Annotated in this window: 8 protein-coding genes; 2 read left to right on the plus strand and 6 right to left on the minus strand. The window is 61.8% G+C overall.

Features of this window, described 5'->3' with window-relative positions:
• Window positions 1-51 precede the first annotated feature (51 nt).
• A complete protein-coding gene (locus FN828_RS04310) occupies window positions 52-1,611 on the minus strand; it encodes a M81 family metallopeptidase (protein ID WP_235891396.1) in 1,560 nt (519 codons plus the stop codon).
• Window positions 1,612-1,744: 133 nt separating this feature from the next.
• Here FN828_RS04310 and FN828_RS04315 point away from each other — a divergent pair, with 133 nt between their 5' ends.
• Both FN828_RS04315 and FN828_RS04320 read left to right on the plus strand, forming a co-directional pair.
• Complete coding sequence (locus FN828_RS04315; protein ID WP_142492163.1) at window positions 1,745-2,557, plus strand: IclR family transcriptional regulator; 813 nt, start codon at window positions 1,745-1,747, stop codon at window positions 2,555-2,557.
• A gap of 16 nt (window positions 2,558-2,573) precedes the next feature.
• Window positions 2,574-4,895: a penicillin acylase family protein gene (locus tag FN828_RS04320; RefSeq protein WP_142492164.1), complete on the plus strand. Its 2,322-nt coding sequence runs from the start codon at window positions 2,574-2,576 to the stop codon at window positions 4,893-4,895.
• A gap of 49 nt (window positions 4,896-4,944) precedes the next feature.
• On the opposite strand, the gene leuA is transcribed toward FN828_RS04320, so the two are convergent.
• From leuA to FN828_RS04345, 5 genes are all read right to left on the minus strand, one after another.
• Window positions 4,945-6,633, minus strand: coding sequence for a 2-isopropylmalate synthase (leuA, locus tag FN828_RS04325; protein ID WP_142492165.1), 1,689 nt, complete (start codon window positions 6,631-6,633; stop codon window positions 4,945-4,947).
• Window positions 6,634-6,904: 271 nt separating this feature from the next.
• Window positions 6,905-8,047: an acetylornithine deacetylase gene (argE, locus tag FN828_RS04330; protein ID WP_142492166.1), complete on the minus strand. Its 1,143-nt coding sequence runs from the start codon at window positions 8,045-8,047 to the stop codon at window positions 6,905-6,907.
• Window positions 8,044-9,402 carry a pyridoxal phosphate-dependent decarboxylase family protein gene (locus FN828_RS04335; protein WP_142492167.1) on the minus strand — a complete coding sequence of 453 codons (1,359 nt, stop codon included), beginning with the start codon at window positions 9,400-9,402 and terminating at the stop codon, window positions 8,044-8,046. The genes argE and FN828_RS04335 overlap by 4 nt, the downstream gene beginning before the upstream one ends.
• 5 nt (window positions 9,403-9,407) lie before the next feature.
• Complete coding sequence (locus FN828_RS04340; RefSeq protein ID WP_142492168.1) at window positions 9,408-11,477, minus strand: oxidoreductase; 2,070 nt, start codon at window positions 11,475-11,477, stop codon at window positions 9,408-9,410.
• Between the two features lie 87 nt (window positions 11,478-11,564).
• Complete coding sequence (locus FN828_RS04345) at window positions 11,565-12,530, minus strand: LysR family transcriptional regulator (protein WP_142492169.1); 966 nt, start codon at window positions 12,528-12,530, stop codon at window positions 11,565-11,567.
• Window positions 12,531-12,571: the final 41 nt, after the last annotated feature.

Genomic DNA, 12,571 nt, shown 5'->3' on the forward strand with positions numbered 1-12,571 from the left:
GCATTCTTTGGGCAGGTGCAGATGTCTGGGTGACGGAACGCCTGTATCTGTTCAGCTCACCTCTTGCTTTGCGGGTGTGAAACGCGCGCCCAGCGGTTCCAATTTCATGCCGGGGGCCAGTCGATTCCACGGCAGGCTGGCCGGGCTAAGCGGCATCGGACCGGGGGCGGTGCAGGTCAGGATCGTTTCGGCAATCGGATCAAAATCCGCCCGGAAATGGACAGAGCTTTTGTTCACCAAAATCGCCTGTTCCGTGGGTTCTATGCCGACGAAACGGTACATATTCTGATCGGCCATCTGCGCCTTGTGCGTCGTGACCGCCACCCGCACATCACCAATCCGCAAACAGGCCGACGGCCCCAGATCCATCGGTGCGCCGCCGTAATACGGCCCCGATGCCACGAATTTCCCATCCGACAGGGTTTCCACCACGAACCGCCCGACAAAGGGGCTGTCGCCCGGCACATCGGAAAACCCGCCCACGGCAATTTCGATTTCCGCGCCCTGCCCTGCGGCATGAGCGGCGGCAGCGGCGGTGGGGTCCACCATCAGGCCCAAGGCCGCCCGCTGGGCATTCGCCCGGACCAACGCCCGCAACATGCCCGTGGTGTTGGAATCCCCGCCCGCGCCGGGATTGTCCTGTGTGTCGGCAATCACCACCGGGCGGCTGGCGGTTTCGGCGATCCGCATCGCCTCGGCCACGCCCGCATCGGGATCATAGGATTTGCCCGCGAACTCCGCCTCAGCGGCATTGACATCCGCCAGCACCGCATCCGCCCCGGCATCGGCATCGGCCTGCGTGTCACTATAGGCCACAACCGTTGGCCCGCATTCGGGAAAATCCGCCGCCGGAAACCCAAAGAAATAAGACAAGCTGGACAAAGCCCCGCCTTCTTGTGCGGCCAAGCGATCATAAATCCCCTTCGCCGGTTCCGCGAATGTGCTTTGCCATGCGATCGGGATCAGGAAATCCAACCGCCGGAAAGCCTTGGCAAAGGGCTGTCCACGGGTCATCAGCCGGTTCAATTGCTCTGCCGCGCGGTGGCCGGTTTCGGCCATATCCACATGTGGATAAGTGCGGAACCCCACCAAAACATCGGCGGCATCCACCATCTGTTGCGTGATATTGCCATGCAGGTCCAAAGCGGACGCAATGAACACATCCGGCCCCACCACCTGCCGCACCCGCGCCAGCAATTCGCCTTCGCCATCGTCGACATGTTCGGCAACCATCGCGCCATGCAGGTCCAGAAACACCCCATCCAGCGGCAAGGCGGCGCGGATACCTTCGACGATTTCATCCGTGATCCGGTCATAGGCGTCGCGCGTCACCGCAGCGGACGGAATGGCCCCGCACCACAGCACCGGCACCATGTCCCAGCCCGCGGCCTCGCCATAGGTGACAGCCCCGCCAATCCCCAGATTGATATCGCGCCCGGCATCAATCAGCCGCTGGCCCCGCGCCAAGGGCATGTAGCCCCCGCCCTGAATGAAACTGTCCATATCCGCCGGACTGGGCGCAAAAGTATTCGTTTCATGCAGAAAACCGGCTAACGCCACTCGCTTCGCCATAAGACGGCCCACCCCATCGCTTTCGGTCCCCAAACGCATCCCAAGCTTCCCTAACGGAATGCGCCGCTTTTTCGATTCTTCTGTATTGCATTATAATACAGTTGCATCGTATTTTCAGCGTAGGGGTCGAATTATCCTCAAGTCAACAGAGATCGAGTAAAACGAGTACAAGATGTCACGAAATACCCTGCGCGCTGAATCCGGCGTCCGTTATTTAAGCGACGAGCAGCGCGCCGATCCGTTGTTCACCAACTCCATCGCCCGTGCACTTCAGGTTCTGGCCGCATTCCATCAGGCGGACCGCCCGCTTTCGCTCAGCGAAATTGCATCACGCGCCGGGGTGGATCGCAGCGCCGCCCAGCGAATTGTTCATACATTACGCAGCCTTGGTTATATTGCGCGTGATGCCGATGACCGGGGATTCCTGCCCGGTATTCGCATTCTGGATCACACGCTGGATTACCTGCGCCTGAATCCCCTGATCCAGAAAGCCACCCCCGTATTATTGGAACTGCGGCGCAACGTGCGCGAACGGGTTGACCTGTCGTTATTCGATGGGCAGCGCGTGGTTTACACCGCCCGGATGCAAAGCAAGCGGGAAACATTTTACGCCACATTGGTCGGTCATAGCGTCCCGACCTTCAGCTCCTCTGGGGGGTGGGCGATTCTGGCCCGCCTGCCCCAGGACGAGGCCCGCGACATCATCGAAGCCTCTGACCGCACCCCGTTCACCCCCCGCACCCTGACGGACACGGATGCCATCATGGAACAAATCCAACTGACCCAACAGCGCGGCTACAGCATCGCCGTTGAACAAATCCTGCTAGGCGAAGTCGCCCTTGGGGTTGCGATCAACGCCCCAAACGGCCGCCCGCTGGGCGCGATCCATGTGGCCGGATCATTGGCCGAATGGACGCCCGAAGAGTTTGCCAACCGCGTCGCCCCCCTTGCGTTGGAAGCGGCCCGCGCCATCAACCATTCCTGACCCGAAAGGCTTGTCCATGTCCGAATCCATGTCCGAAATCGCCCTTTCCGGCCTGTCGGCCCCTGTTACCCTGAAAATAGACCGTTGGGGGCTACCGCATATCAAGGCGGAAAATCTGCCCGATCTGTTTTTTGCCCAAGGGTTCAACGCAGCACGGGACAGGCTGTGGCAGATTGATCTGTGGCGCAAACGCGGGCTGGGGGTGCTGGCGGCGGATTTCGGCCCCGGTTATCTGATGCAGGACCGCGCCGCGCGGCTGTTTCTGTATCGCGGCGACATGGAACCGGAATGGGCCGCCTATGGCGAGGATGCGGAACTGATCTGCACCGCCTTTGCAAACGGGATCAACGCCGCTGTGGATCAGGTCTTGGCTGGCACCATGCCGCTGCCACAGGAATTTGCCGCCCTTGGCACCCAACCGGCCCATTGGTCCCCCGAAGATGTGGTGCGTATCCGCACCCATTGCCTGACGCGGAACGCGGGGTCCGAACTGGCGCGGGCGCAGGTGTTGGCGCTGGCCGATCCAGAAACCGACCTGCTGCGAGCGCCGCTGAACCCGCCGGTGGATGCTTCCGAATGGGCCGTGAATGCCGGGGGCGATTTGCCCGCCCATGCGCTGTCCGTGTTTGAACTGGCCACCGCGCCCGTCACATTCAGCCCCGATCGTCTGGCCGCCACGCTGGAAGACGCCCCGCGCTGGTCCCGCGTCAATCCGGCCAAAACCGTGATCCCGGCCCCATCTATGGAGGGGTCGAACAACTGGGTCATATCCGGCGACCGCACCGCATCGGGCCGGGCGATCATGGCCAGCGACCCGCACCGCGCCCATGCCGCGCCGTCACTGCGTTATATGGTGCATCTGACCGCCCCCGGTCTGGATGTGATCGGCGCTGGTGAACCCTCCAGCCCCGGCATCATGGCCGGACATAACGGCCACGCGGCCTTTAGCCTGACGATTTTCTGCGCCGATCAGGAAGATGTCATGGTCTATGACACCGACCCCGCCAATCCGCTGCGCTATCGTTACAAGGACGGCTGGGACCAGATGCAAACCGTGACCGAATGCTTTGGCGTGCGCGGCCACCCGGATCAGGTGCTTGATCTGCATTTCACCCATCACGGCCCGGTGGTCTGGCAGGACGCGGCCAGAAACCGGGCGCTGGCGTTGCGCACGGTGTTCACCGATCCCGGCACCGCCCCCTATATGGCCAGCCTGAAAACCATGCGGGCCACCAGTTTCAGCCAGTTTCGCCAACAGGCCGGAACATGGGGCGCGCCGTCGGTCAATCTGGTTTATGGCGATGTAAACGGTGATTTCGGCTGGCAGGCCGCTGGCTATGTGCCGCGCCGGGACGGCTGGCGCGGGCTGGTGCCGGTATCGGGCGATGGGCGGTTTGAATGGGCGGGCTACATGACCGCCGATGACCTGCCCCGACTGGACAATCCGGCACAGGGCTACGTCCATTCCGCCAATGAAATGAACCTGCCCGCCGAATGGCAAAACGGCCCCGCCGTTGGATTCGAGTGGTTCGAGGATCAGCGCGCCGCCCAAATCGCTGCCGCCTTGGCCGCGCGGAATGACCACGATGTTCCGGCCTCGACCGCGCTGCAAACCGATACGTTTTCACCCTTTGCCCCGCGTCTGATTGCGCTTCTGCCGCAGGACGCGCCAGGGGCCGATCTGCTGCGGCTGTGGAATGGCCGGTCTGACGCCGATTCAGCCCCGGCCCTGCTGTACGAGCTGTGGCTGTCGTCACATCTGCGCCCGGCCCTGCTGGCGCGGATCGCCCCGGACCCCGATTTGCGGCGCTTCCTGATCCCCGGCAATATCCCCGTGGTGACAGACCTGTTAGAGGGCAAACACCCCACCCTGTCCGCCCGCACCGGGCTGGACGATCCGGCCACCCGCGACGCCCTGCTGCGCGACACGCTGGCCGCCGCCCTGACCGACGCAACCGACAGGTTCGGCGCGCCGGAAAACTGGCGCTGGGGGGATCTGCATCACGGCTGGTTCGATCACGCCCTGACCCCGGTCAAACCCGGTTTCGATCTGGGACCGTGGCCCAAGGGGGGTGGCAACACGTCAATCATGCTGGCCCATCACGAGGCCAGCGATTACCGGGTGCGGATCGGGGCCTCTGTGCGGATGGTGATTGATGTGGGCGCGTGGGATAACAGCGTCTGGATCAACGCACCCGGCCAATCCGGGATGCAGGATTCCCCCCACCTACAGGATTTGGCCCCGCTTTGGGCCAAGGGGGACTATGTGCCGCTGGCCTATTCCGAACAGGCGGTGGACAAGGCGACCGCCGAAACCCTGACCCTGATCCCCGCATAAACAAAAAGGCGGGCCACTGGCCCGCCCCGTTTTCCCGGTCTGCGCCGACTTAGGCGCTGCGGTTCACCGCGGACACCACCGCTTCCAACGACGCCACGACGATGTTGGAATTCAGCCCCACGCCCCACAGCGTTTTGTCGCCCTGTTCGATCTGCATGTAGCAAATCGCCACCGCGTTCGACCCGCGCGATACCGAATGTTCGCTGTAATCCTGCACCGAAAATTCCACGCCCAGATGGCGCGACAGCGCATCCACAAACCCGTCAATCGGCCCGGTGCCGCTGCCAGTGATCGTGATTTCCTGACCGTTATCCAGAATCTTCGCCTCGACCACGCGCTGCCCTTTGATCTGCGTATCGGGCAGGGTCACATGGCTGATGAACTTGATCCGGCCCGCAGGCTGATCGACATAGCGTTTCAGGAACTGTTCGTGGATGCGGGCAGGCGACAATTCGGTGCCCTCAGTATCGGTGATCTCCTGAATATCGCGCGAAAATTCCACCTGAAGCCCACGCGGCAGGTTCAGCCCGTAATCCTGTTGCAGCACATAGGCAATGCCGCCCTTACCGGACTGTGAATTGATGCGAATGATCGCTTCGTAGCTGCGGCCCACATCTTCGGGGTCAATCGGCAAATACGGCACTTCCCACTGGGGTTTATTGGCCTTTTGCAGCGCCTTCATCCCCTTGTTGATGGCATCCTGATGCGACCCGGAAAACGCGGTATACACCAGTTCCCCAACATAGGGGTGACGTTCCGGCACAACCATCTGGTTGGCATATTCAAACACGTCTTTCATGCGCGGAATATCCGTGCAATCCAGCAGCGGGTCCACGCCCTGCGTGTACATGTTCAACGCCAGCGTCACCAAATCCACGTTGCCGGTGCGTTCGCCATTGCCGAACAACGTGCCTTCGACGCGATCCGCCCCAGCCATCAGCGCCAGTTCCGTCGCCGCCACGGCGGTGCCACGGTCATTATGCGGGTGCAGCGATATGATGATGGAATCGCGCTTGTCCAGATTGCGCGACATCCATTCGATAGCATCGGCATACAGGTTCGGCGTCGACATTTCGACCGTCGCGGGCAGGTTCAGGATCAGCTTGTTTTCCGGGGTCGGCTGCACGATTTCGGTCACAGCGTTGCAGATTTCCAGCGCCACGCTTAATTCCGTGCCGGTGAAGCTTTCGGGCGAATATTCAAACCGATAGCCGCCGCCTGCCTTGGCCGCCATATCGGTGATCATCTTGGCCGCATCCGTGGCGATCTGTTTGACACCAGCCACGTCTTTTTCAAACACCACCCGGCGCTGCAATTCGCTGGTGGAATTGTAGAAGTGAACAATCGGCTGATGGGCGCCTTCCAGCGCCTCGAACGTGCGGGTGATCAGTTCGGGGCGGCATTGCACCAACACCTGAAGGCTGACATCACGCGGCACATCGCCCTGTTCAATCACCCAGCGGGCAAAATCAAAATCCGTCTGCGAGGCCGAGGGAAACCCGATTTCGATTTCCTTGAACCCCATATCCAGCAGCAGCCGGAACATCCGTTCCTTGCGGTCCTGCCCCATCGGATTGACCAGCGCCTGATTGCCATCACGCAAATCGACAGAACACCAGGTCGGCGGCTGGGTGATGCGTTTGGACGGCCATGTACGATCCTGCAAATCCAGAATTTTGAAGGGTTCGTATTTCGCGGGCGCGCCCGTCATGGTCTTGTGCAAGCTGCCAGAGTTCATTTTTCCCCTCCAAGTTTTCGGGTCGTGGTCTGGTCGGTTCAGCCCGACCTGACCAGTAATCGCTACCGGCCTTGTTCTTTGCCTGTGTTGAGGGTGGGGTCAAGGCCCTGCCAAAAAAATGCCCGCCCGGCGGCGTGAAATTCGGGGGCAGCCAGTACAAACCAGTCGGCAAAACGGTATCGGTGGCATCTGCTACTTTACGGCTCACCACCACCGGGACAGACATTAACCCATTGTTAATACACGTTTCGCGTGCGAAACACCCGGCATTTTATGCGCGAATACTGTCCAACACCCGCGCCAGCATCGCCTGACAGGCGTTCAGTTGCGACAGGGTGATATATTCATCCGGCTTATGCCCCTGCCCCTCCATTGATCCGGGGCCGCACACCACCGCCGGAATACCCAGAGCGTCGAAAAAACCCGCCTCGGTCCCAAAGGCCACCTTGGTCACGGCATTGCTGTGCGCCCATGATTGCGCCAGTTTTGTCACCTCGGCATCTGGTGCGGTATCCAGCCCCGGATAGGATGACCCCGGTATGATTTCAATCCGCGCATCGGGGAACGCCGCGCGATACCGCCCAGCCACCTGAGCCGCCGCCGTTTCAATCCAATCCTGCAAATCATCCGGCGCATCCGCCGCCAGATGGCGGAATTCAAACGCCAGCTCGGCCCGATCCGGCACGATATTCAGCGCAGTCCCACCAGACAGCACGCCCACATGCACCGTGCTATATGGCACACCATAACCCGCATCCCGCGCGCCTTGCGTCGCAAGATCGCCCTGAATATCGCGCAGCGCCGCCATGAAGTCCCCCGCCAGATGCAGCGCATTCACGAATTGCGGGGCCAGCGCTGAATGCCCGCTTTGCCCATGACACACCGCCCGGAACGCCCGCTTGCCCTTATGCCCGATCGCCACCTGCATATCGGTGGGTTCCCCCACAATACAGGCCCGTGGGCGGCCAATCGCAGGCACCAGCGCGTCAATCATCCGTGCCATCCCGACACAACCGATTTCCTCGTCATAGGAAATTGCCAACTTCAGCGGCTCTTTCAGGGGGCGTTTCGCGGCGTGATCCGCCGCCACCAGCATCGCCGCCAGAAATCCCTTCATATCCGTGGTGCCGCGCCCATACAGCCGGTTGCCTTCGCGGGTCAGGCGAAACGGATCGCGGGTCCAGACCTGCCCTGCCACCGGCACCACATCCGTATGCGCCGACAACAGCACCCCGTCCCCCTCGGGGCCGATCTGCGCGAACAGCCCCGCCTTGTCGCCGCCCGGATCGGTCACGCGGGTGACACGAAACCCCCGCTGGGTCAGGAAATCTTCGATATACCCAATCAGCGGCAGGTTTGATCTGTCGTTGGTGGTTTCAAACCCAATCAGCCGCTCCAGAATATCCAGTATCACACGTCATCCCCTGTCAGGCTGCCCAACACGCCCAACACCTGCGCCGGGTCGGTTTCCGGGTTCACGATACACAAGCGGAATACCATTTGTCCCCGCCAGCGTGTCGGCAAACACAACAACGCCCCGGACCGGCGGTTCGCTTCGGCCCATGTTTCCATCTCTGGCTCGCTCATGCCCGAAGGCCGGAACAGGATCACCGTCAGGTCCGAGGTCAGCAGCAATTCCACCCCCGGCATGGCATCAATCCCCTTTGCGATGTCCTGCGTGATGGCACGGGTGCGGGCAATCGCCTGCCCATAAGCATCCGTCCCGTGGACCGCCAGCGAATACCACAACGGCAACCCCCGCGCCCGCCGCGTCAGGTGGATCGCGTAATCCGACGGGTTGAAATGCGCCTTGTCCACCGTATCCAGATATACCGCTTGTTGCCCATGCGCCGCCGCCCCCGCCGCCGCATCCCGATAGATCAGGGCGCAACTGTCATAGGGCGCAAACAGCCACTTGTGCGGGTCCACGATAAAGCTATGCGCCCATTCAATCCCCTGAAACAGTGGGCGCGCCGCCGGATCGGCCAGCGCCGCCAAGCCATATGCCCCATCCAGATGCAGCCACAGCCCGAAATCTTCGGCCAGATCGGCCAGCCCCGCAATATCGTCCACCGCGCCGCAATTAGTGGCCCCGGCGTTGCCCACGATGGCGAAAACCCGCTCTGGCCCGGCCTGTGTCAGGGCCGCCCGCGCGGCGTCACCGCCCATCCGGCCCTGTGCGTCGGGATCAACCGTGATCACGTCAACGTCCATCACCCGCGCCACGGCCTTGATCGAACTATGCGCTTCGGCGGAACACAGCAGCGCCCAACGCGCCGGGCGGTCCACCTGCCGCGCCCGCCAGTCGCGGGCCGCATGAAGCGCCGACAGATTGCCCAGCGTGCCACCCGCCACGAACACCCCGCCCGCGCTATCCGGCCAACCGGCCAGATCGGACAGCCAACGCAACGCCTGATTTTCCGCGTGGATCGCCCCCGCGCCGCCATCCCAGTTCCCCGCGAAGATTCCCGCGGCACCAAGCGCCGCATCGAAACTCAGCGCCGCCCGCGACGGGGCGGACGCCACAAAAGACAGGCTGGTCGGATGCCCAAACGGCCGCGTCGACGGCACAATCGTATCGGTAAACAGCCGAAATGCCGCGTCGGCCCCTATGCCGCCCGCGGTGATAGAGCCGCCCAAAACCGGGTCCAGCGCGGCAAAGCTTTGCGCCCCGTGCTTGGGGTCCGGCCCATCGGCAATGCGGGCGCGGGTCCAGTCCAGAATGGTGTCGGTCGCCTGTGGCGCAAATGGAAACGGGGTATCAGTCATCGGTCTTAGTCCTGCGCCAGCTCTGCGATTTCGCGCCGGAACGGCAGCGCATCGCCAATATCGTCACCATCCAGTTCACGGGCATAGCGATGCCCGGCATAGGTCGCCCAAGCAATCGGCCCCGGCGCGTTGGCATCCCCGATGATCTGCACCGTTTTGATCCCCGCATCGGCCCATTCCACCTGCCGGTCCTTCAAGGCGCGATACACGCCGTTGGTTTCGATCCGCGATGACACCAGCACCACCGCATCACAGGCCACGGGCGTCAATTGATCGGTATAGGTGCAATTCGTCACCACATGATCCGCGCCAATTTCCACCACACCCCGGTTCAGCACGATCTGCACCCCCATCTGTGCCAGACGGCGATGAATCGTATGCTGTTCCAGCGTGTTAACCGTCCAGTCCGACACATAGGCCGAAGGCGTCACCAGACTGACCAAGGCCCCGTTCGAGGCCAGCAATTCCGCCAGCACCCCACCCATGTAATAATGATCGTCATCATAGATCACCACCTTGCCCCCCGGCAGCCGCCCGGCCATCAGATCATCGGGCGTATAGACTGGCATGGCCGCATCGGTGGGAAACGGCACCACATGCTGACGGCTGACCCCATCGCGCCGCCATTTGGCCCCGGTCGCGATACAGATATTTTCAAATCCGAACTCCAGAATGCTGTCTGCATCCAGTGCGCTGTCGAAATAGGTTTCCACGTTGGGCTTCTGACCAATCTGATAGGCCCGGTAATCCACCACCCGCCCCCATGCCGACAGGCCCGGCAGCAACCGTTCCCGCGCCACCCGACCGCCCAGCGCGGTTCCCGCCTCGGCCAGTGCCACATCATAGCCGCGTTCGGCCAATGCGCGCGTCGCCTCTAGCCCCGCCGGGCCTGCGCCGACCACCAGCACGCTTTGACTGGTGCCTTTGGCGTTCATTCGTTCAGGATGCCAGCCCTTGCGCCATTCTTCCATAAAGGTAGGGTTCTGGGTGCAACGGCTGATACTCATGGTCATGTCGCCGGTGATGCAGATATTGCAGCCGATACATTCGCGGATATCCTCGATCCGGCCTTCGTCGATCTTTTTGGGCAAAAACGGGTCCGCGATGGACGGGCGGGCGCAGCCGATGAAGTCCAGCACCCCCTGCCGCACCATCCGCGCCATCACATCGGGGCTGGTGAAACGCCCCACACCAACAATCGGCTTGCTGGTCAGGTCATGAATGCCCCGCACCAATTGTTCCTGCGCGGCCTCTTCCTTGAACCGTGACGGACCGGAACAATCCTCCCATGTGCCTTGGGCCAAATCCCACAGGTCGGGTAAGTCCCGGTTCATTTCGATGAAATCGCGCAGCTCTGCATTGGAAAAGCCCAGATCGCCAATGGTTTCATCCAGACTGACCCGCAGTGTGATCCCCATGCTGTCGCCCACCGCATCGCGCATATCCGCGATCACCTCGTTTACGAAGCGGGCGCGATTTTCCAGACTGCCGCCATATTCATCGCTGCGCTGGTTGGTGGCGCGGCTTAGGAAATGCTGGAAAATCCCGAACCCATGCGCCCCATACAGGCAAATCAGATCGAACCCCGCCCGTTTCGACCGCTGTGCCGCGTTCACGAACCACCGGCGCAAGTCGCGGATATCCTGCTTATCCAGCGCCCGCGCCTGCACCGGATCGTTGGTAAAGGTGCGGATCGGCATGGCCGACACCGCCATTGGGACTTCCTTGGTATACAGGTTCGGCCCGTTGATCCCGGAATAGGCAAGCTGGATGCCCGCCAGCGCCCCGTGTTCTTTCATCTTTCCGGCCATTTTGCCCAGCATGGGAATGTCTTTGTCCTCCCACAGGCGTAATTCGATGAAAGGCGCGATTTCCGAACTGTGGTGCATTTCCGTTTGTTCGGTAAAAATCACCCCCCAGCCGCCTTCGGCTTTGATCCCACGCATGGCCGCTGCGGCGGACGGGTCGCGATAGCCACCGCCATTGCAATGCGGCACCTGATAAAAGCGGTTCTTGGCCGTCACCGGGCCGATCTGCATGGGTTCAAACAAAACATCGTAGCGAGGGTCGCGCAATTTCAGGCTCCGTCAGGTCAAAGGAAGGGGTCGGATCAGGATACGACCCGCGCCCGAAACCGAAAGACAAGCCTGCGAAAGCGTTGATTAGGGGCAGGCTAAGCCGTCCCTTGCATCGGCACTGGCGTCCACCCGGCCCAGACCCGGCAAATCCCCCCGCGCCACTGCCGCCCGGCTGTGCTGAAGAAAGGCGCGGACCGCGTTGGATTTATCCGCATCGCGCGGCATCAAAAGCCCCATCTTCATCGCCCGCACTGGTCCCGTCATCGGAATGAATTGCAACGGTTTGCCATCCGGTGACAGGCTGTTCAGCGGGCGCACATTGGCGATGGAATAGCCATAGCCATTCGCCACCAGACTGCGCATCACCGCCATATCGCGCGTGCGTTCGGCAATCCGCGGCTTGGTTCCGGTTCCGGCAAAGAACGACAGGAAATAATCCGCGCTCAGCGGCAGGTCCAGCAGCACCATCGGATGATCCCGCAAATCGGCCACCGAAACCCCGGCCCGACCGGCCAGCGGGTGTGCCTCATTCACCAACACGAAAGGCGGTAATTCCACCAGCGGGGCGAATTGCAGATCGGCGGGAACCTCCAGATCATAGGTCAGCGCTACGTCGATTTCCGACCGGCGCAGCCCGCTGATGATATCCGCTTGGTTCAATTCATATTGGCGCAGCCGTACATCGGGGTAATCCGCCTCGAAACTGCGGCGCAGCGCAGGCAGCACCATTTGCGCGAATGTCACCAGACAGCCCACCGACATCGGACCCCGGACAGACCCGGAAATATCCCCGGCAATATCCATCAAAAGCCCCGCCTCGCGCAGGACCACACGGGCCTGTTCCAGCATTTGCCGCCCGCCCTGCGTCAGCGATAGCCCCTGTGCGTGTTGGCGCACGAAAAGCGGCAGGCCGAATTCCTGTTCCAACTGGGTGATGGCCGCAGAAATCGACGGCGAGGACACATTGATCCGTTCCGATGCCTTGGCGATACTGCCGGTATCACCAACAGCCACGAAATATTCAAGCTGCCGGAGCGTATATCTCAGCATCTGGGGGCCTTGTCCTGTCGCGTTGACCCCAGCATTGACCG

The organism is Thalassovita litoralis (genome assembly GCF_900182725.1).
Lineage (GTDB): Bacteria > Pseudomonadota > Alphaproteobacteria > Rhodobacterales > Rhodobacteraceae > Thalassobius > Thalassobius litoralis.